This is a genomic window from Pseudoselenomonas caprae (genome assembly GCF_008271345.1).
Taxonomy (GTDB): Bacteria; Bacillota; Negativicutes; order Selenomonadales; family Selenomonadaceae; genus Selenomonas_A; species Selenomonas_A caprae.
The window spans coordinates 80,180-100,113 of record NZ_VTOZ01000001.1 but is presented as its reverse complement, the minus strand read 5'-3'; the positions used below and the strand labels follow the sequence as shown (position 1 = coordinate 100,113).

The following is a 19,934-nucleotide window of genomic DNA, read 5'->3' as shown; positions in this document are numbered from 1 at the left end:
TCGCCACGTTTGCTCAATTCCTTGCCATCTTTATCCTTCGAGGACTGCCAGCGCCTCGACTTCGCACAGGGCACCTGCCGGCAGGTCTTTGACGGCAACGCAGCTGCGGGCCGGTTTGCTGATGAAGTGCTTGGCATAGACTTCATTGAAAGCCTTGAAGTCAGCAATATCAGCCAGGAAGCAGGTCGTCTTGACGACATGGTTCATATCTGTACCGGCGGCCTTGAGCACAGCCTCGATATTCTGGCAGCACTGCTCAGCCTGCTCCTCGATGGTCGTGGCGACAATCTTGCCTTCTGCCGGATTGATGGCGATCTGGCCGGACATATAGAGCGTATTGCCAGCCGACCTCTCACACCACCGTGCGTACCGTTCGGTACACGGCGGTTCTCTAGATTTCACATACTTGCTTATAATAGCTCTTCAGGCTTATATAGCCTTGGCGGGCTATTTCTTTTTTGTTAGGATTTGGTTCAACATTTTCGCCACGCTCCATATCCCTTTTCGACAATTGGCCAGCTCATGCACCTTCCATTTTGGTTTAGAATGGTTGGTGGTTTAAATTTTTATTTGACACGTAAATTTTACCACAAAAGGCGGTCCACCGACTCTTTTGAGTCAGCGGACCGCCTTTGTTATTAGGGATGTGTTATTTCACAGCCCCATTCTTGCATTTTGCTGATATTTTATTTGGTGAGTAATTCGCCGCATTCACTCATTGCCTTATACCAGTAAGCACTTTTCTTCGGATAACGTTTCTGCGTCGCATAGTCTACATAAAACAATCCATACCGTTTGTTATAGCCATTGCTCCAGGACAATACATCCATAAGGCTCCAAATATAGTAGCCGCCCACGTTAACGCCTTCTTCGACAGCCTTCAGGATGGCTTCCAGATGCTTCTTCACATATTCAATGCGAGGAGTGTCATCGATTTTGCCGTCTTCGAAGTCATCCTTATAGCCCATGCCGTTCTCCGAAATGAAGATTTCCTTGTAGTTCGGGTAATCCTGAGCAATACGCTTCAGCTGCCTGTACAAGCCCTCAGGGTAAATGGGCCAATCCCAGTCCGTAGTCGGCACTTCCGGGTTGCTGACCCGCGCCCCGATGCCCTTGAGACAGAACACGCTGGTTCCCTTCTCCCCAGTACTGTTATTGACTACCTGGCTTTCGCCCTCATAGGCCTGCAAAAAATGGCTGGAATAATAATTCATACCCAGGAAATCAATCTGTGCTGCCGCCTTGGCAAAGTCGTCAAAATCCTGCGGCTCAGTATATAGCTGTCCGCCGTTTTTCTGCAGGATTTCGCCAATCAGCTCCATCGTCGCAGTGGAATACTTGCCCAGATAGCAGGCGTCCAGCATAAACCGGTTGGAAATGGCATCGTCCAAATCCCGGGCATGTTTATTCGCTGGTGTATCTGTAATAGCCTCTTTCCCTTCAAGGGTATGAACAATGCCGATACGTCCCGGCAGATTCATGCTCTTGTACAAGTTTAGGGCGCGGGCATGAGCGACCATAAGATTATGCTCTATCTGAATGGCCTTTTCAATCTGAAAGGTTTCATTCGGGGGAAAATTACCTGCCAGATAACCATTCTGGGCAATCGACCACGGCTCATTAAACGTAGCCCACTTCATCACCCGATCACCAAAAGCTTCAAAACAGATTTTAGCATAAGCAACGAATTTATCAATCAAATCCCGGTTCAGCCAATGACCATTCTGAAAGTATTTCAGGGGAGTATCGAAATGATGGAGCGTCACAAAGGGTTCAACCCCCTGTTTTATGCACTCGTCAATGAGTTTATTGTAGTAATCAATCCCCGCAGGATTAACCTTGCCCTCGCCTTCTGGCAGGATTCGGGTCCAGGAAAGCGAGATACGGATACCATTCACGCCAAAATCATGCGCCAGCTGCAAATCAGCCGGGTACTGATGATAAAAATCCGAAGCCGGATCCGCATTGAACCGTGCACCAGGGCGATTCATATATTCATCCCATACACAGGGGCCACGCCCATCCTCACGGGTTGCGCCCTCTACCTGATACGCAGCAGTTGCTCCGCCAAAGATAAAATTGGTGGGAAATTTCTTCGCCATAGCTTTATTTCTCCTTAAACATTTTCAGGAACCGTTTGTCCATATCGGAAAGCAGCATTGCTGTCATCAGATGGTCCTGGGCATGAACCGTAAGGAACCCGATCTCAATCTCCTCGCCCGCTGCTTCCTTCGTGATAAGTTCCGTCTGCTGGTTATGCGCGTTCAGAATCAAATCATCGCCCTCTTTTATCAGTGCCTCAGCCTTGGCAAAATCCTTATCCCCAATGGCCTCCATAGCCGCCAAGAACTTCGTCCGCGCATCGCCGGCATAAGCCACGATTTCCATTGCAATCATTGCCATTTCATCTTTTGTCATTGCCATATCAATCACCTCATAAAGATAATGCGTTACCGTAGTCAATTATACCACGCATCAATCATGGTAGAATCCTTCTTCCCATTTCTGCAGGTATTCATCGAAAAGCGCATCATTTTCAATACAGTCATTATCACCAATAAGGCCATCGATCTTGGCAATCAAAGCATCCTTCTCCGGTGTAGGCTTATATTCTGCTTTAAGGAACGCTTCCAGGATATACTCAATCGAACCTATACCAATCACTCGGCCACCACAACCAATTACATTCGCATTGAGATTTTCCTTTGCGGCTACTGCCGTCTGGACATCAGCTACACAGGCGGCCCGTACTCCCTTGACTTTCTGCGCCGCATTATTGATACCGATGCCTGTACCGCAGATGCACACGCCCAAATCAGCCGCTCCTGTAGCCACCAGCTTGCCAACCTTGCGGCCATAAATCGGATAATGCGTGCGGATAAAATCATATGTCCCCACATCAATGACCTCATGGCCTTGCTTCTTCAAAAACTCTGCTGCTTTTATCTTTATATCCGTAACGATATGGTCACAACCAATTGCAATTTTCATCGTTATGTCCTCCCATTCAAAGTTCCCGATTCAGCATGTCAATGCGAATCTGATGCCGCCCGCCATCGTACTCGGTCTTGACGAAATTCTCTGTCAGTTCACAGGAAAGCGTTGCTGCCGTAACCTTGGCTCCCAGCGTAATGATCTGTGTGCTGTTATGACGGCGGGTCATCGATGAAGTATAATCCTCATACGTTGGCGCACAGACGATGCCATGATGCTTGGCCGCAATCATGAACGGAGCTACGCCATAGTCATCTACCACAATCCCGCGAGTGATGTCCTGCTCTAAAATGGCATTTACCACCTTTTCCGTCGCCGTAAAAATATCCGGATCGGAAAAATCTTCTATTTCATAACCTTTGCTGGTCAAATATGCTTTGATGCTTTCTTTTAGTTCTGCGCCAGCACCATTGGCGGCCAATGCAACTTTCATCCTATAACTTCCTTTCTGTTTTAACCTTCGTTATGCTCTTAGTATACCGCCACACATTTCTTCTTTGTTTTCATTATTTGAAAGCATTTTCGTCATTTGTCCTTTCTTAAAAATCCGATTTTGTCTTATAATATAGGCATGAGATTCGATTTAAGGAGCTGAACAATCCATGCTTATCAAGATTGACCATGATTTTCACGAACACCTGACCGAAACCGAAAAGAAGGTCATTGGCTTCATCAATATGAACGCCGAGAAGATTTCCTCCATGTCGATAAGCGATGTGGCCGAAGCCACCTATTCTTCCCCAGCCACCGTATCCCGCACCATCAAGAAATGCGGAATTTCGGGATTTGCAGAACTACGGTATATGATTACCCAAGAAACGGACGTGCATAAAGACAGCATCCAAGTCAACGAGATTTTCAACAAAAGCCTGATGGAAGTCACGCAGACCATCGAACAGCTCAGCATCGAGACCATCCTGGCAGTCGTCCGGGAAATCCGGCAGGCCAAACGGATTTATCTTTTATCCCGCGGGCTTACGGAACATGTAGCCGATGAATTTGCCCTGAAGCTCCAGCTGCAAGGCTATAATGTCTTCGCCAACAGTGACCCGTTCATCATGCAGGACATGACGCGCCGCGTGAAAAATCAGGAACTCGTGATTATTTTCAGCCTGTCAGGTAAAACACCAGAACTCTTGACAGCAGCCGAAAATGCGGCATCTCTAGGAGCGCGTATTATCACCATTACCTGCGGAGCCCCGGATGTTCCCTTGGCCCGTATTGCCCACCTGACCGCCTATGGTTTCAAGCATAGCCATGTGTCCATCAAAAATGTCGATGCTACCTCCCGCCTGCCCATCTACGTCATCAGCCGCATCATCATCGATTATCTGACGAAACAGCAGGAAGAGGAACACGAAAAAGCCGCCAAAAAAGAGGCGGCTTATCGTCGGGAGCACTATTTTTAATCGATGAAATTCAAGCAATCTTTTCGACAGCGATTTGTGCCAGTAGCTTTTCCACTACACCTTTCCGCACAAAACCGCTCTCCGCTTCCAAGGCATTCGCCGTCCCGCAAGCTGCCCCCAGCCGCAGGATCTCCTGTGCAGGCAGATTGCGCGAAAGCCCTGCCGCAATACCTGCGACATAGGAATCTCCTGAACCTACAGGATTCTGACAGTCAACTTCCGGCACGGTAACGCGGTAAACCGCATCCTTTACCCCTACCAGCGAACCGCGGCTTCCCAATGAAATTGCTGCCATCTCTATCCCTGCATCAAGGAAATGGCGTATCTCCCGCACAAAATCTTCTTCACACTGCAGGCGGTAACCACGCAGGGCCTCGATCTCATCCTGATTTGGTTTAATAAAATCAGGCTGGGCAGCAATTCCTCTTGCCAGCAAATCACCGCTGGTATCGAGCAGAAATTTCTTTCCTGCCCGATGCGCTTCTTCAATCAGCTCAGCATAAAAATCCACCGGCACGCCCCGGGGCACACTCCCCGAAGCCACTACAATATCTGCTTTTGCCAAAAGTTCCGCGTATTTTTGCCGGAACTTTTTTATTTCCTCCCTGCTTACCTCTGGCCCCGGCTCTAAAATTTCCGTCTGGGCACCATCTTCCGTAAGCAGCGCTAAACAAGAACGCGTCTCCCCAGCTACACGGACAAAATCGCCTTCTATGCCATAATCACAAAGTTTTCCCGCTACATATTCTCCAGTCTTCCCCCCCAGGAATCCCGTCACCACGGTCTCTTCACCCAAAATGGTATCCACATTGGCCACATGAATGCCTTTGCCCCCTGGGGTATTGTCTACGGATTTTGCCCGCACAATTTTCCCTTTGGCAAAATCCACCAGTTCATACCGCTTGTCCAATGAGACATTGAGATTTATCACGAGTATCATAAACTATTCCTTCCCTGCGCACCTACATTCAATAACGGTTCTGACTGCCGCAAACCTCAATCTTATGGCGGACGATAGCTTTCATTGCTTCTTTGCCCGGCGTCATATACTTTCGAGGATCATTGGCTTCTGGGTTTTCCTTGAAGAATTCCTTGACCGCATGCGAAAACGGAATCTTTAAATCCGTAGCTACATTGACCTTGCAAATTCCCAAGGAAATAGCCTTCTGCACCAATTCATCCGGCACATCAGATGCCCCATGCAGCACCAGCGGAATTTCTACCCGGCTGCGGATTTCTGTCAAACGGTCAAAATCCAGCTTAGGCGTTCCTTTATAAAGGCCATGCGCCGTACCGATGGCTACAGCAAGACTGTCAATCCCCGTATCTTCCACATACCGCAGAGCGTCTTCGGGATTGGTATACGCGCTATCCGCATCTTCCACCACCAAATCGTCTTCTTGGCCAACCAGCTTGCCCAGCTCTGCTTCCACCGAAGCGCCGCAAGTATGGGCAAAAGCTACAACCTCTTTTACCTTGGCCACATTTTCATCATACGGCAGGCGGGATGCGTCAATCATCACACTGCGACAGCCAGCTGCCACCGTACTCTCGATTTCCGCCACATCTTCATGATGATCAAGATGAAAGGACATCGGCACATCATACTTCTCCATAGCCGTGCCTGTAAGCGCCACCAGATAATCCTTGTCCGCATAACGTACAGTCGACGGCGTAGCCGCGATAATTACCGGCGAACGCATAGCACTTGCCGTATCCACTACCACCTGAAAGGTTTCCAGATTGTGGATATTGAACGCTGGTACCGCATAATGTTTTTTCTGTGCATCTTTGAGCATATCATTAGTATTGTGCAGTTTCATGATAACCTCTCCCTCATATGAAATCGCTATTCGTTGTATTAGATATTCCGTTTATGCTTTCATTATAGATACTGTACCACCGCCTTTGTTTTCGCCTTTTGGAACGGTTTTCATAACCCTGCCAGCCAAAAGCGGTCCAAGGATATTTTCCTTGAACCGCTTCCGCCGCTTATTTATTTCTGCTTATAAAACTCAAAATTATCCAGCGATCCCCATGATCCCGGGGCAGCTTCCATGGTCACGGCCACGGTGCATTTGCCGTCTTTTACCTCCACATCCTTGATGGTAAAGGTATGCCATTCATTCCACTTCGTATCCTTGATGTCGACAGCCTGCGTGCCAGCACTAGTCACAGCCATAAGCTGATATTTGCTCTGGCCGCCGCCTCCCTGAGTTGACACCGCTACGGTATACTTGCCATCAGCAAGACCTGTGAATTCCTGGCTGGCTGTAAATTTAAAGGCCTTGTCGCTCCAATAGTGCATGGCGCTGGTATCCAGCGCATCTCCAGCCTTGGTTACCACATTGAGGACCTGATCGCCAGCAATCTTCCAGCCAGCAAGATTCTGCACATGCTCAAAATTGCCATTCTTGAACAAGTTTACCTTGTCAATAACCGTAATCCGTCCTGTCACAGGATGTTTTTCCTCATCCACGATAACCGTTCCTTTGACCGTATAGTCGCCAGCATGCTCAAATACTGGTGCTGGGTTGTCCCAAGTGATAGCGAGATTTTCCGCATGGTCATCGGAGAACGTTACGCGGGTCTTTACGGGCAGCTTAGCCGGTACACCTCTGCCGGCTTCGCCCGTCACCATATCGGCTTCCTTGAACACCGGCTTGATAGTCGGCAAGTTCTGATTGCTGACATCATTGAATACTTTCCACGATTCCAGCGCCTTGCCCTTGTTATCGAACATTACAAGGTTATCCCATTCATCGCCTTTATCCTTGAAGGCCCCAGCTCCCGGTACAGCATACCAGTCCGGTTCCCAATAGAACATGCCAAGGCCTTTGCCGCCCGGTACATCTGCCAGGCTCTGCATGATTGTCCGCAGGCCCGTTGCCTGCCCCTGGACCGTGGAGCGGAATCCGCCCACAAGTTCCGCCTGTGCATCATAGGGATTCTTTGTATCGTCAAAGTTCTCGTTTGTATAGCCAAAGGCCGTTTCGACGATAATGACATCCTTGCCATAGCGGGCGGCCAGATCATTGATATTATTCCGCATCGCATCCATATTGCCATGCCAGAAGGGATAATAGGACAGGCCGATAATATCGAAATCATTGACGCCGTTATCCTTGATCAGCTGATTGTAGAAGGCTTGCGAAGCCGCATTATCGCCGCCTTTGTCAATATGAATCATCGTCTTAATATGCGGGTCAGTCTCATGTACAGCCGCAAGTCCGCTTTCCACGAACGAAGCCAGCGTCTTGCCGTTATCCTGGGCTGGCAGCTTGCCAAGCGGCCAGATCATGCCATTGGTAATTTCGTTTCCCACCTGTACCATTTCCGGCAAGTGCCCGGCTTTTTTGAAATCCCCCAGCACTTTTTTCGTATAGTCATAAACGCTCTTGCTGACCTGCGAAGCTGTCTGCTTCTCCCAAGCCTTTGGTGCATACTGCTTGCCAGGATCTGCCCAGAAATCGCTGTAATGGAAGTCGATAAGCACCTTCATTCCGAGTTCATGAGCACGCTTCGTCATCGCCAGTGCCCGCTCCGCCGTAGTATAACCACCGCCATTGGCATGGTCAGGATTATTCCAGATGCGCACGCGAATCCAATTGATGCCATATTTCTTCATCAATACCAGCTCATCCATCTCCGTGCCATCCATATCGTAGAACTTGCCACCCAGTGCCTCAAGTTCTGGCAGCATAGATACATCAGCCCCCTTGATAAAGTCCGTGGCAAGATTTTTTATCGGATTTATCTGCACAGCTGCATCGGCCGGACTGGTCATAAGCAACGAGCTCGCTGCCAGTGTAGAAATTACCAATGATTTTAACATAGATTTACGCATGATTTTCACCTCATCAGAAGCTATACGTCAAAGATGCATAGCCAGTATCATCATAACGGTCAAATGCCGTAGCGCCTGTATCATACGGTTTCAACCGGTAATACGTCAGCTCAAAGTTCGTATTCGGTGCCAGCATATACCCGACACCAAGTCCAAACCCTCTGGCGCCGGCACCGCCATAACCATTGCCGCCAGCAATATTGAGACGATGCGGCCACCCCGATGAATCAATGGCCAGATTTCCCAGCGCAAAGTATTCGCCATAGACATTCCAAGTATTTGCCTTATCCCAAATCAGTTTGCCATAAGTCAGGCGCGTCCAGAAACCATTGCGATGATTGCGGTCAGCGATATCGGCATTGCCACCACCACCAGTGCCAATGGTCTGGCTGCGGGTAATATCGGCACCATTATGAACGCCTTCGGCAATAAGATTCCATTTCGCCGCCAGCTGTGCATTGACACCTAACGCCGTCTGCTGGAAATTACGCCTTACATTCTTCTTGGACCATTTATTCCACCAAGTTGCTCCATTATCCCATGTCTCGACATAATTCACCGAACTATCCGCATCCGAATGCGAATTATAATAGGCCGCCGTAACCTCTACCGCCGGACTTACCTGTACGCGCAAATCCGCAAAAACAGCATGCTCAGCCTTGTCACTCCAAGTCGCTGCGGCAGCATCACCAGCACCTAACAATAGGCTGGCTTGTTTGAAATCCTTGCGGACCATGATTCCATCGATGGGATTCTCCCAATAGATAAGTCCCTGACCCAGTTTTACCTCGTTGCGCCCAGCTGAGAGCGTATAGCCATTCTTGGCATGCCAATCAAGCTGCAAACGATTGAAACTCATCTTCTCATCATTCTTACCCGCATAATGGTCATGGCTATAGTCAGAACGCGCGATATTGGCATTCTCCGCCTTTAGCTGCCCCGTAACCGACAGGTTTTCTGCCGGTTCCCCATATAAGCCTAAACGGATACGCATCTCATTCTGGCTCTTCGTCCCGATCTCGCTCCTGGCCGCTTCACTGCCACCAGATACACCAACGCTGTTCTTATTGCGAATATGGCGGATACGCGCATCGCCCCACCACTTGAAACTGGACATGCCTTTTTTCATTTCCTTCACATCGCTTTCCACAGCGGTGAGACGCACATCCATATCCTTTAACTCTGCCGCAAATTCCCGTTCCAGCTTTTTGAGCACTCCCTTGTCCTTGAGTGCCGCCGTACCATACTTTTCCGACGCCTTAGCTACGATTTCTGCCATCTCATAACGATTCATGGTTTTGCCACCCTGAAACGTTCCATCGCCATAGCCATCAAGCACACCATCCTCGGCCAGCATTGCTACCGCATCGTATGCCCAATGCCCTTCCGGCAAATCTTTGAAGGGATTGACTGCTGCCATTGCTGAACCGCTGATTGCAGTTGCCGTCAAAACTGCTGCAACAAGAACTGATTTTTTCATCTTTTCTCCTCCTATTAGTCCTAATCTTCTGTAATTTTAGGCATAAAAATACTCCTGCCACCACTGTTGCCAGAGTACAGTGGCAGCAGGAGTAAATTCCTACTTCAGTTAGTGCGCCATCAAGGCCAAGGCAAAATCCAAAGCCTTATCGGGGTCACGGGTGAGGCCCACATATTCCCGCCCGCTGGTTGTTGCGCTCTTGACACCTTTCGCATCACAATCGCTCTTGAGTTCATCATACATGGACGCCATCTGCGGCGCGAGCACGATAAGATCGAAATCCGTGATGATGTCTTTGTGCTGGCCATATGCCATGGCAATGGACTCCACGGGGGCATGACGATGCTCTGCCCCTTTCGTGATAGCCTTTGCCAGCATTGAACTCGTAGCGCCAGAGGCACAGAGCACCAGCACGCGCTTCTCATCATTCGGAAGGTCTGCTTCCGTCACGACAGGGGCAGCGGGGACAGCCACCGCCGTTTCATCTGCAGCTTCCACTGCGCCAGCTTTCTCTTTCTCTACCAGCTGAGCATCATAGACCCGGAAGAACGGATAATACAGTACAGCATCCACCACCAAGAGCAGCGGTGCCAGCACAAAGGCCAGCTTCGCAAACCCGGTGCCGATGATGAGACCAATCGGTGCCGGCGTGGTCCATGGCAGGATATACGTGAAAGCATTCATGCCCAGACCATCGACAAAGAATTTGAAAATCCAAACGTTAAGAATCGGTGCCAAAATAAAGGGGACAAATAACACCGGATTCAAGACGATAGGTGCACCAAAAAGGATTGGTTCGTTTACGGCAAAAGTTACAGGGATGATGGATGCCCGGCCCACAGCACGGAGCTGCTTGGACTTAGCGATAAAAGCACACATCGCACAGAACATCAGCGTTGCGCCCGTACCCCCCAGGGTCGCCACAAAGTAAGAAGTAGGATGGGTCAGAATATTGGTGGCATGACCGCCAGCATTAACAATCTGCAGATTCGCTTCGATGTTGGCGATGTAAATTGCCGTCACAGCCGGTTCCACGATCGAAGGGCCATGAATACCCACAAACCAGAACATCGCCATAGCGCCGTAGATTATCGCAACGCCAATGTAGCCGTCAGCCGCCACAAATAGGGGTTTGAAAACTTCCAAGATCCAAGCGCCGAACATCATGCCCGTTGCTTCCTTGAAAACAATACCAAAGATCCAATAAACCATAACCGCTACCGACAGAGGAATAAGATCGGCAAAGGTCTGAGCAATATAGTGCGGAACTTCGTCCGGAAGTTTTATGGTAATGTTGCGTTTTACAAAGAACTTATAGATATTCGGAACGGAAAAGGCCACGACAAATGCAGAAAGCAAGCCTTTCGTCCCCATGAATTCCGTAGAAATGCCCCCGTCCACAGGAGCCACCGCCAAGAGCAGTAAACAGATAATCGATACGATCATGACGGATACATCGTTGATCTGCCGAAGCTTCGGCATCTTCGTATTGATGCTATCCGTCAAGCTTTTCGCAATAGTCGCTACCATGAGGATACCCAGCATTCCCATGCTGTAATTATACGCTTGCCATAGCACCGAGCTGACTGCCTCCGGCCATTTGTAGTCGAAAATCTCCGGTACACAGGCGACCAAAATGAATAATGACGAGAACAGGATAACTGGTATGCAGCTTACAAAGCCATCCCGGATAGCCCGCAGGTAGATGTTGTTGGAAACCTTTTCAAAAAAGGGCTTCATAGTTTCTACCATCTTGATTAATTTGTCCATGATGATTTCCTTTCTCTAACCGTTAGTTTCGAAGCGCTTCTTACATTGCTCTTCTTTTTTACAGTTTTCATTATAGCTTGGAATCATTTATGCGTGTTTTCATGTTTTGAAAATTTTTTCAGTCGAAAAAAAATTGCCCTTGCGTTTTCCGCAAGGGCAATTCCCGCACAACTTTTTATTTTACACCAACCAGCCAGAAAATACCATGAACGATATCACTCGGTGACAGCCAATGCCTCAACCTCGCAGAGCGCGCCTGCTGGCAAGTCTTTGACAGCCACACAGCTGCGGGCCGGCTTACTGATGAAGTGCTTGGCATAAACTTCATTAAATGCCTTGAAATCAGCAATGTCAGCCAGGAAGCAGGTCGTCTTGACGACATGCTTCATATCTGTCCCAGCTGCCTTGAGCACGGCTTCGATATTCTTGCAGCACTGCTCAGCCTGCTCCTCGATGGTCGTGGCAACAATCTTGCCTTCTGCGGGATTGATAGCGATCTGGCCAGACATATAGAGCGTATTGCCAGCTTTTATGGCCTGGCTGTACGGGCCGACAGCTGCCGGCGCATCGTTCGTATGGATTACTTGCATGATTATTCCTCCTGCTATACTGGATTTTATTCTGCTGCTATTGTACACCAAGACACTGTTGTTTACAAGTTTACAAGGACTATTACCGAAAAGATTGATTATAATTTATAACTTTTTTCATGCCTTGATTCCATAATAATGCAACAGGCTCTGGGTCCCTTTGTCCCCTTCGCCCAGCCGTTCCATCTGCCGCACCTCACCAAGCACCTGTGCCAGTACCGGCAATGCCGCACCATAAGCGGCCGAAGTTTCTGTGCCAATGGCCAAATCCTTGCCGAAATGTTTCAGCATAAATCCCGGCTCAAAATCTCCATTAAGGCCGCGGCGCACGACATTGCTCATCTGGAAACTGCCTGCAGCCCCCGCTGAAATGGCTTGATATGTTTTCTCCAAGTCTATGCCCGAGGCTTTGGCATAAGCGTAGGCTTCGCAGGCTCCTGCCAGCGCTCCGGCAATAGCAATCTGATTGCAGGCCTTGGCCTTCTGCCCGGCGCCAGCACTGCCCATATAGACAAGATTTTTACCTAGTACAGCGAACACCGGCTTCAATGCCTGAAACGAGCTTTCATCGCCTCCTACCAAAATTGACAGCGATGCATTCTTAGCTCCAGTATCCCCACCAGTCACAGGTGCATCTACCGCATGGATGCCCTTTTCCCGGGCTGCAACATAGATTTTTTCTGCCAAAATCGGCGAAGAGGTAGTCATATCAACCACATAGGCACCAGCCTTGGCATTGGCCAGTACTCCGTCAGCGCCAAGATAAACTTCCTCTACGTCTTTTGGATACCCCACGATGGTAATCACTACATCCTGTCCGCGCGCACAAGCACCAGGGCTTTCACACCACTTAGCGCCCTGCGCAATAAGCCCCTCCGCCTTGGATTTTGTGCGATTGTAGACGCTGACCTTAAACCCTGCTGCCAAAAGATGGCCGGCCATAGCCGCTCCCATTATCCCCGTGCCAATAAAGCCGATGTTTTCAATGCTCACACGAATCTTCCTTTCCATTCTATACCATATAATCCTGTCCATGAAAAACTTCGCTGCAAACCTTTATTTCCCTGCCTAAGGAAACCTAAAAATACAACCGCTGGCATACTTGGCAAAGCAGAATCTTATTCCTACGCACATAAAATATCCCCGCAGCTTGAACGCTGCGGGGATACTGCTAGCATTTATGGTTTCCGAAACGGAAATTATTTGTTCATTGCTTCCTGTACAGCAACAGCAACAGCAACAGTCATGCCGACCATCGGGTTGTTACCAGCGCCGATGAGGCCCATCATGTCAACGTGTGCCGGAACGGAGGAAGAACCTGCGAACTGAGCATCGCCGTGCATACGGCCCATCGTATCCGTCATACCATAGGAAGCCGGGCCGGCTGCCATGTTGTCCGGATGGAGCGTACGGCCCGTGCCGCCGCCAGATGCAACGGAGAAGTACTTCTTGCCGTTCTCGATGCAGTCTTTCTTGTAGCAGCCTGCAACCGGATGCTGGAAGCGCGTCGGGTTCGTGGAGTTACCCGTGATGGAGATATCAACGTTCTCGAGTTTCATGATAGCAACGCCTTCCTGAACGGATTCAGCGCCGTAGCATTTAACTTTTGCGCGGAGACCATCGCTGTAAGCGATCTCTTTGACAACGTTGACTTTGTCGGACTTGAAGTCGTACTCCGTCTCAACGAACGTGAAACCGTTGATGCGGCTGATGATCTGAGCAGCATCTTTGCCGAGGCCGTTCAGGATAACGCGCAGCGGGTTCTTACGAACTTTGTTAGCCGTCTGAGCGATACCGATAGCACCCTCAGCAGCTGCAAAGGACTCGTGACCAGCCAGGAATGCGAAGCAGCCAGCTTCCTCGGAGAGGAGCATAGCGCCGAGGTTACCATGGCCAAGACCTACCTTACGATGGTCAGCAACGGAACCCGGTACGCAGAAAGCCTGGAGGCCTTCGCCGATAGCTTTTGCAGCATCAGCAGCAGCCGTGCAGCCTTTTTTGATTGCGATAGCAGCACCCAGCGTGTAAGCCCATTTAGCATTCTCGAATGCGATCGGCTGGAGATCTTCTACGATCTTGTACGGGTTGATGCCCTTCTCGTCGCAGATTTTCTTTGCGTCCTCGATGGATGCGATATCATATTTTTTGCAAACTTCATTGATCTGGTCAATGCGGCGCTCATAGCCTTCGAATAATGACATTCTATTCATTCCTTCCTTTTACCTAAAACTTGCGGAAATCTGCCAAGAGTATTTCTTACTCTTCGCGCGGATCGATCGTCTTGACAGCGTCAGCGAAGCGGCCCTTCGTGCTCGTGTTGGCTTTGATAGCTTCGTTAGCATCTTTGCCGGCACGGACAGCTTCCATGACTTTGCCAAGCTGAACAACTTCGTAGCCGATTACGCGGTTCTCTTTGTCGAGACCGAGTTTCGTAACATAGCCTTCAGCGAGTTCGAGGTAACGCGGACCTTTCTTGAGCGTGCTGTAGAGCGTACCCGTCTGGCTGCGCAGACCTTTACCAAGGTCATCGAGACCAGCGCCGATTGGCAGACCATCATCGGAGAATGCAGTCTGGGAACGGCCATAAGCAATCTGCAGGAAGAGTTCGCGCATAGCGGTGTTGATGGCATCGCAAACGAGGTCCGTGTTCAGAGCCTCGAGAACCGTGAGACCCGGCAGGATCTCAGCAGCCATAGCTGCGGAATGCGTCATGCCCGAGCAGCCAATCGTCTCAACGAGGGCTTCCTGGATGATGCCGTCTTTGACGTTGAGCGTCAGTTTGCAGGCACCCTGCTGCGGAGCGCACCAGCCGATACCATGAGTCAGGCCGCTGATATCCTGTACATTCTTGGATTTAACCCATTTGCCTTCCTCTGGAATCGGAGCAGCGCCATGATGTACTTCCTGCGCTACGCATGCCATGTCTTCCACTTTCTGTGAATAAGCAATCATTGTTCGTATTCCTCTCTTTTCTAAAATATAATACTGAGGTGCAACCTTTAAACAAGCGCCCGTAAGGGGCTAGCATGGGAAATTGCCACCGCACCTGCGGCGGCCTTCCCCCCGCATACGCACCCTTGCTCAAGGGATACTGCCTCTGACCTGCGGATAATTAAAGTTCGACGAGGTTTTTGCCCGTCATTTCGCTCGGGATCTCAACACCAGCCAGCGTCAACAGCGTCGGTGCGATATCGCAGAGAGCGCCGTCCTTGACGGATTTGACGCGGTCGGAAACCACGATGAACGGAACCGGATTCGTCGTATGCTTCGTGAACGGCTGGTCGTTATCATAGTCCATCATCTTGTCCGCATTGCCGTGGTCAGCCGTGATGCAGACCTCGCCACCGACTTCGCGGATGGCATCGACAAAACGGCCAACACACGTATCAACCGTCTCAACAGCCTTGACAACTGCCGGGAACACGCCCGTATGACCAACCATGTCGCAGTTTGCATAGTTGAGGATGATGAAGTCATACTTGCCGGACTTGATAGCCTCGACAACTTTATCCGTAACCTCGATAGCACTCATCTCCGGCTGCAAATCATACGTAGCAACCTTCGGCGACGGAACAAGGATGCGATCCTCGCCCTTGTACGGCTCTTCGACACCACCGTTGAAGAAGAACGTCACATGGGCGTACTTCTCGGTCTCAGCGATGCGCAGCTGCGTCATGCCCTGCGATTCGATGATTTCGCCCATCGTCTTCGTAATGGTTTCCGGCGGAAAAGCAACTTTGGCATTCATGCCATCCTCATAATGCGAGAACGTTGCAAACGGAATCTTGAGATTCTCGTCACGCTCGAAGCCATCAAACGTCTCATCGACGAAGATGTGCGTGAGCTGGCGCGCACGGTCCGGACGGAAGTTGAAGAAGATAGCGCCATCGCCATTCTTCATGCCCTCATAGCCCTTGATAACGCACGGTACAACGAACTCATCGTTAGCACCGTTGTCATAGCTGGCTTTGAGGCCTGCCACTGCCGAATCAGCGCTTACACCTTCTGCATGAGCGATAGCCTCATAGGCCTTCTGCTCGCGATCCCAGTTGTGGTCGCGGTCCATTGCATAGTAGCGGCCACTGATCGTAGCGATGCAGCCAACGCCGATTTCTTTGCATTTTGCCTCAAGTTCCTCGAGGAACGGCTGAGCGCTCTGGGGCGGAACATCACGGCCATCAAGGAAAGCATGGACGTAGACTTCCTTGATGTCATTTTTCTTTGCCAGTTCAAGCAGGGCGTAGAGATGATCCTGATGGCTGTGGACACCACCTGGGGAAACAAGGCCCAGAAGATGCAGAGCACCATTGTTGGCCTTTACGCCATTGACAATATCGAGCAGGGCTTCGTTCTTGAAGAAGTCGCCGTTCTTGATGTCGCGCGTGATGCGCGTGAGCTGCTGATAGATGATACGGCCAGCACCGATGTTGGTATGACCAACCTCGGAGTTGCCCATCTGGCCATCCGGCAGGCCGACGTATTCGCCCGATGCCTGCAGCTGGCTCGTCTTGTATTTTGCGAGCAGACCGTCGAGTACCGGCGTATTTGCTACCTGTACTGCATTGTTCTTATCGCTTTTATCACCGAGGCCGCAGCCATCCATGATGATGAGTGCAACCGGTGCATTTTTGAGTTTTGCCATTTTAAGATACTACCCTTCTAAGAATCAGTAGTTAACGATCTGGCTGAAGTCCTGAGCCTTCAGGGATGCGCCACCTACGAGTGCGCCGTCGACGTTCGGCTGCTGCATGAGGTCTTTGATCGTAGCCGGTTTTACGCTGCCGCCGTACTGGATGCGGATAGCGTCAGCTGCTTCCTGGCCGAATTTCTTCGCAACAGCTTCACGGATAGCCTTGCAGACTTCTTCAGCCTGCTCGAAGGTAGCCGTTTTGCCCGTGCCGATAGCCCAGATTGGCTCATAAGCGATAACGAGCTTAGCGACCTCAGCAGCCTCGAAGCCTTCGAGAGCAGCGTTGATCTGAGCAACGACATGGTCGATGTACGTGCCAGCCTCGCGGATCTCGAGGGACTCACCGCAGCAGATGATCGGCGTGATGCCAGCAGCAAAAGCAGCACGAGCGCGTTTGTTTACCCCCTCATCCGTCTCGCCGAAGTAATCACGGCGCTCGCTGTGACCGAGAACAACGTAGTCAACGCCGATTTCGTTCAGCATGCCCGTGGAGATTTCGCCCGTGAAAGCACCATTTGCTTCCCAGTGAACGTTCTGCGCACCAACATGGATGTTCGTGCCTTTGACAGCAGCAGCGACGGAGGACAGAGCCGTAGCCGTCGGGCAGACAACAACGTCAACCGTTGCGTCTTTGACCAGCGGAGCCAGAGCCTTTACGAGCTCAACGCCCTGCGCGATCGTGTTGTTCATTTTCCAGTTACCAGCAATAATCGGAGTTCTAGCCATTATATAAAAGCCTCCCTAATCAATCAGTCATTATTTATCAGCGATAGCTGCAATGCCCGGCATCTCTTTGCCCTCGAGGAACTCGAGCGTAGCGCCGCCACCCGTGGATACATGGGAAATCTTGTCCGTCAGGCCCGTCTTCTTCAGCGCAGCAACGGAGTCACCACCGCCAACGATGGAGATAGCGCCCTCTTCCGTAGCTTTGGCAACAGCCTCAGCAACAGCCAGCGTACCTTTGGCAAATGCATCGAACTCGAATACGCCCATCGGTCCATTCCAAACAACCGTCTTAGCACCTTTGAGAGCTTCGACATATTTCTCAGACGTCTTCACGCCGGAGTCAAGAGCCTGCCAGCCCTCAGGAACTTTATCGACATCAACCGTCTGCGTGTTGGCATCTGCTGCGAACTTATCAGCGATCACGAGGTCAACCGGCAGGATAACCTCAACGCCCTTCTCCTCAGCTTTCTTGAGGAGGTCACGAGCGAGATCGTATTTGTCCGGCTCGCAGAGGGAGTTGCCGATTGGCAGGCCTTTAGCTGCATCGAAAGTATGAGCCATACCGCCGCCAATGATGATTTTGTCGACTTTCTCGATCATGTTGTTGATGACGCCGATCTTATCGGAAACCTTAGCACCGCCGATGATAGCAACGAACGGACGCTGCGGAGCCTCAAGGGTCTTGCCGATGTAGTTGATCTCTTTTTCCATCAGGAAGCCAGCGACAACCTCGACGTACTGAGCGATGCCAGCGTTGGATGCATGGCCGCGGTGGGAAACACCGAAAGCATCGTCAACAGCGACATCAGCCAGGGAAGCGAGCTGTTTTGCAAATTCCGGATCGTTTTTCTTCTCAGCTTTGTGATAACGGAGGTTCTCAAGCAGCAGGACTTCGCCAGCCTTCAGGTCAGCAGCAGCCTTCTCAGCCTCAGCGCCAACGCAGTCCGAAGCCCATTTCACCTCTTTGCCGAGGAGCTCAGAAAGATGAGCAACGAGGTGCTTCGTAGAGAACTGCGGCTCACGAGCCTCAGAAGGACGGCCGATATGGCAAGCCAGGATTACAGCAGCGCCATTGTCGAGCAGATAGTTGATGGTCGGCAGCGTGCGGACCATGCGCGTATCATTCGTGATGTTCTGGTTCTCATCGAACGGAACGTTATAATCGACGCGGACAAATACTTTTTTGCCTTTTACGTCAATGTCCTTGATGGTTTTCTTATCCATGTTGAAACCTCCAAAATAATCTTTACATGATAAAAATTTGAGGTCCGGCCCAAGTTTTAGGCCGGACCTCAAAAGATCTTCGTTTTATTCAGTTACGAATCAAACAATTAGCCGAGCTCAGCGAAGTATTTGATCGTGCGAACCATCTGGCTCGTGTAGCTGTTCTCGTTGTCGTACCAGGAAACAACCTGAACCTGCGTGCCACCCTCGACCGGGTTAACCATCGTCTGCGTAGCATCGAACAGGGAACCGAAACGCATGCCAACGATATCGCTGGATACGATCTCATCCGTGTTGTAACCGAAGGATTCCGTAGCCTGAGCCTTCATAGCCTCGTTAACCTGCTCAACGGAAACGCTGCCTTTAACAACAGCATTGAGGATCGTCGTGGAGCCCGTCGGGGTCGGAACGCGCTGTGCAGCACCGATCAGTTTGCCTTTGAGTTCCGGAATTACGAGGCCGATAGCTTTAGCAGCACCCGTGGAGTTCGGAACGATGTTGCAAGCTGCTGCGCGGCTGCGGCGGAGGTCGCCTTTACGCTGCGGGCCATCAAGAGTCATCTGGTCGCCCGTGTAAGCGTGAATCGTGCACATGATACCGCTCTGAATCGGAGCGAGGTCGTTCAGTGCTTTAGCCATCGGAGCAAGGCAGTTCGTCGTGCAGGAAGCAGCGGAGATAACCTTGTCCTCTTTCGTCAGCGTCGTGTGGTTAACGTTGTATACGATCGTCGGGAGGTCGTTACCAGCCGGAGCGGAGATAACAACTTTCTTAGCGCCTGCAGCCAGATGTGCAGAAGCTTTCTCTTTGGAAGTGTAGAAACCAGTGCACTCGAGAACAACGTCAACATCATGTTTAGCCCAAGGAATGTCTTTTGCATCCTTCTCAGCGTAGATCATGATCTCTTTGCCGTTGACTTTGATGCTGTTTTCGCCAGCCTCAACCGTATCAGCATATTTGTACTTACCCTGCGTGGAATCGTACTTGAGCAGGTGTGCGAGCATTTTCGGGCTCGTGAGGTCGTTGATTGCAACAACTTCATAACCCTCAGCGTCGAACATCTGACGGAATGCGAGACGGCCAATGCGGCCAAAACCATTGATAGCTACTTTTACTGCCATTTGAAAAATACCCCCTAAATTCTTTAGAAGTTCAGTTCTTACAGGTCTAATAATACAATAAGCAAAGCCAAAATGTCAATGTTTTT

19 protein-coding genes are annotated in these 19,934 nt (G+C 50.4%); 1 reads left to right on the top strand and 18 read right to left on the bottom strand.

All coding sequences use genetic code 11. From position 1 onward, the window contains the following. Positions 1-30 precede the first annotated feature (30 nt). From FZ041_RS00475 to FZ041_RS00450, 5 genes are all read right to left on the bottom strand, one after another. On the bottom strand, positions 31-402 hold the full coding sequence (locus FZ041_RS00475; RefSeq protein WP_149188163.1) for a Rid family detoxifying hydrolase: 372 nt from the start codon (positions 400-402) through the stop codon (positions 31-33). A 284-nt stretch (positions 403-686) separates the two neighbouring features. Continuing rightward, positions 687-2,102 (bottom strand): 6-phospho-beta-galactosidase, encoded by a 1,416-nt coding sequence (gene lacG / locus FZ041_RS00465; protein WP_149188162.1) that lies wholly within the window; start codon positions 2,100-2,102, stop codon positions 687-689. A gap of 4 nt (positions 2,103-2,106) precedes the next feature. Further along, positions 2,107-2,424, bottom strand: coding sequence for a PTS lactose/cellobiose transporter subunit IIA (locus tag FZ041_RS00460; RefSeq protein WP_149188161.1), 318 nt, complete (start codon positions 2,422-2,424; stop codon positions 2,107-2,109). Between the two features lie 51 nt (positions 2,425-2,475). Continuing rightward, positions 2,476-2,991: a galactose-6-phosphate isomerase subunit LacB gene (gene lacB, locus FZ041_RS00455; RefSeq protein ID WP_149188160.1), complete on the bottom strand. Its 516-nt coding sequence runs from the start codon at positions 2,989-2,991 to the stop codon at positions 2,476-2,478. Positions 2,992-3,007: 16 nt separating this feature from the next. Further along, complete coding sequence (locus tag FZ041_RS00450) at positions 3,008-3,427, bottom strand: RpiB/LacA/LacB family sugar-phosphate isomerase (protein WP_149188159.1); 420 nt, start codon at positions 3,425-3,427, stop codon at positions 3,008-3,010. 169 nt (positions 3,428-3,596) lie between these two features. Between FZ041_RS00450 and FZ041_RS00445 the strand changes: the two genes are divergently transcribed. Beyond that, positions 3,597-4,403, top strand: coding sequence for a MurR/RpiR family transcriptional regulator (locus tag FZ041_RS00445; RefSeq protein WP_149188158.1), 807 nt, complete (start codon positions 3,597-3,599; stop codon positions 4,401-4,403). A gap of 10 nt (positions 4,404-4,413) precedes the next feature. Here FZ041_RS00445 and FZ041_RS00440 read toward each other — a convergent pair whose 3' ends face one another. The 13 genes from FZ041_RS00440 to gap all read right to left on the bottom strand — a co-directional run bounded on the left by FZ041_RS00440 (position 4,414) and on the right by gap (position 19,848). Beyond that, positions 4,414-5,343, bottom strand: coding sequence for a 1-phosphofructokinase family hexose kinase (locus tag FZ041_RS00440; protein ID WP_149188157.1), 930 nt, complete (start codon positions 5,341-5,343; stop codon positions 4,414-4,416). 28 nt (positions 5,344-5,371) lie between these two features. Further along, positions 5,372-6,226, bottom strand: a complete 855-nt coding sequence (locus FZ041_RS00435; RefSeq protein WP_149188156.1) for a tagatose bisphosphate family class II aldolase — start codon at positions 6,224-6,226, stop codon at positions 5,372-5,374. A gap of 173 nt (positions 6,227-6,399) precedes the next feature. Then, complete coding sequence (locus tag FZ041_RS00430; protein WP_149188155.1) at positions 6,400-8,250, bottom strand: glycosyl hydrolase 53 family protein; 1,851 nt, start codon at positions 8,248-8,250, stop codon at positions 6,400-6,402. Between the two features lie 13 nt (positions 8,251-8,263). Next, the gene (locus FZ041_RS00425; RefSeq protein ID WP_149188154.1) at positions 8,264-9,730 is read right to left on the bottom strand and encodes an S-layer homology domain-containing protein; all 1,467 of its coding nucleotides are present in this window, start codon (positions 9,728-9,730) and stop codon (positions 8,264-8,266) included. Between the two features lie 108 nt (positions 9,731-9,838). Then, complete coding sequence (locus tag FZ041_RS00420) at positions 9,839-11,500, bottom strand: PTS lactose transporter subunit IIBC (RefSeq protein WP_149188153.1); 1,662 nt, start codon at positions 11,498-11,500, stop codon at positions 9,839-9,841. A gap of 215 nt (positions 11,501-11,715) precedes the next feature. After that, positions 11,716-12,090, bottom strand: coding sequence for a RidA family protein (locus FZ041_RS00415; RefSeq protein WP_149188152.1), 375 nt, complete (start codon positions 12,088-12,090; stop codon positions 11,716-11,718). 117 nt (positions 12,091-12,207) lie between these two features. Beyond that, the gene (locus tag FZ041_RS00410) at positions 12,208-13,083 is read right to left on the bottom strand and encodes an NAD(P)-dependent oxidoreductase (RefSeq protein WP_439653953.1); all 876 of its coding nucleotides are present in this window, start codon (positions 13,081-13,083) and stop codon (positions 12,208-12,210) included. Between the two features lie 206 nt (positions 13,084-13,289). Then, positions 13,290-14,291 (bottom strand): GGGtGRT protein, encoded by a 1,002-nt coding sequence (locus FZ041_RS00405; protein ID WP_075442768.1) that lies wholly within the window; start codon positions 14,289-14,291, stop codon positions 13,290-13,292. 55 nt (positions 14,292-14,346) lie between these two features. Continuing rightward, positions 14,347-15,042, bottom strand: a complete 696-nt coding sequence (locus tag FZ041_RS00400) for an iron-sulfur cluster assembly scaffold protein (RefSeq protein ID WP_081342189.1) — start codon at positions 15,040-15,042, stop codon at positions 14,347-14,349. Between the two features lie 160 nt (positions 15,043-15,202). Then, on the bottom strand, positions 15,203-16,732 hold the full coding sequence (gpmI, locus tag FZ041_RS00395) for a 2,3-bisphosphoglycerate-independent phosphoglycerate mutase (RefSeq protein WP_075442767.1): 1,530 nt from the start codon (positions 16,730-16,732) through the stop codon (positions 15,203-15,205). A 24-nt stretch (positions 16,733-16,756) separates the two neighbouring features. Further along, a complete protein-coding gene (tpiA, locus tag FZ041_RS00390) occupies positions 16,757-17,506 on the bottom strand; it encodes a triose-phosphate isomerase (RefSeq protein ID WP_075429102.1) in 750 nt (249 codons plus the stop codon). Between the two features lie 30 nt (positions 17,507-17,536). Next, positions 17,537-18,730, bottom strand: a complete 1,194-nt coding sequence (locus FZ041_RS00385) for a phosphoglycerate kinase (protein WP_149188151.1) — start codon at positions 18,728-18,730, stop codon at positions 17,537-17,539. Positions 18,731-18,837: 107 nt separating this feature from the next. After that, positions 18,838-19,848 (bottom strand): type I glyceraldehyde-3-phosphate dehydrogenase, encoded by a 1,011-nt coding sequence (gene gap, locus FZ041_RS00380; protein WP_033171499.1) that lies wholly within the window; start codon positions 19,846-19,848, stop codon positions 18,838-18,840. Between the last annotated feature and the right edge of the window lie 86 nt (positions 19,849-19,934).

Bases quoted from the DNA above. Each gene is read 5' to 3' on its own strand.
- FZ041_RS00420 (WP_149188153.1), bottom strand. From the start codon at position 11,500: ATGGACAAATTAATCAAGATGGTAGAAACTATGAAGCCCTTTTTTGAA.
- FZ041_RS00415 (WP_149188152.1), bottom strand. From the start codon at position 12,090: ATGCAAGTAATCCATACGAACGATGCGCCGGCAGCTGTCGGCCCGTAC.
- FZ041_RS00445 (WP_149188158.1), top strand. From the start codon at position 3,597: ATGCTTATCAAGATTGACCATGATTTTCACGAACACCTGACCGAAACC.
- gpmI (WP_075442767.1), bottom strand. From the start codon at position 16,732: ATGGCAAAACTCAAAAATGCACCGGTTGCACTCATCATCATGGATGGC.
- FZ041_RS00460 (WP_149188161.1), bottom strand. From the start codon at position 2,424: ATGGCAATGACAAAAGATGAAATGGCAATGATTGCAATGGAAATCGTG.
- FZ041_RS00400 (WP_081342189.1), bottom strand. From the start codon at position 15,042: ATGATTGCTTATTCACAGAAAGTGGAAGACATGGCATGCGTAGCGCAG.
- FZ041_RS00425 (WP_149188154.1), bottom strand. From the start codon at position 9,730: ATGAAAAAATCAGTTCTTGTTGCAGCAGTTTTGACGGCAACTGCAATC.
- FZ041_RS00385 (WP_149188151.1), bottom strand. From the start codon at position 18,730: ATGGATAAGAAAACCATCAAGGACATTGACGTAAAAGGCAAAAAAGTA.
- gap (WP_033171499.1), bottom strand. From the start codon at position 19,848: ATGGCAGTAAAAGTAGCTATCAATGGTTTTGGCCGCATTGGCCGTCTC.
- FZ041_RS00430 (WP_149188155.1), bottom strand. From the start codon at position 8,250: ATGCGTAAATCTATGTTAAAATCATTGGTAATTTCTACACTGGCAGCG.
- FZ041_RS00435 (WP_149188156.1), bottom strand. From the start codon at position 6,226: ATGAAACTGCACAATACTAATGATATGCTCAAAGATGCACAGAAAAAA.
- lacB (WP_149188160.1), bottom strand. From the start codon at position 2,991: ATGAAAATTGCAATTGGTTGTGACCATATCGTTACGGATATAAAGATA.
- FZ041_RS00440 (WP_149188157.1), bottom strand. From the start codon at position 5,343: ATGATACTCGTGATAAATCTCAATGTCTCATTGGACAAGCGGTATGAA.
- FZ041_RS00405 (WP_075442768.1), bottom strand. From the start codon at position 14,291: ATGTCATTATTCGAAGGCTATGAGCGCCGCATTGACCAGATCAATGAA.
- FZ041_RS00450 (WP_149188159.1), bottom strand. From the start codon at position 3,427: ATGAAAGTTGCATTGGCCGCCAATGGTGCTGGCGCAGAACTAAAAGAA.
- tpiA (WP_075429102.1), bottom strand. From the start codon at position 17,506: ATGGCTAGAACTCCGATTATTGCTGGTAACTGGAAAATGAACAACACG.
- lacG (WP_149188162.1), bottom strand. From the start codon at position 2,102: ATGGCGAAGAAATTTCCCACCAATTTTATCTTTGGCGGAGCAACTGCT.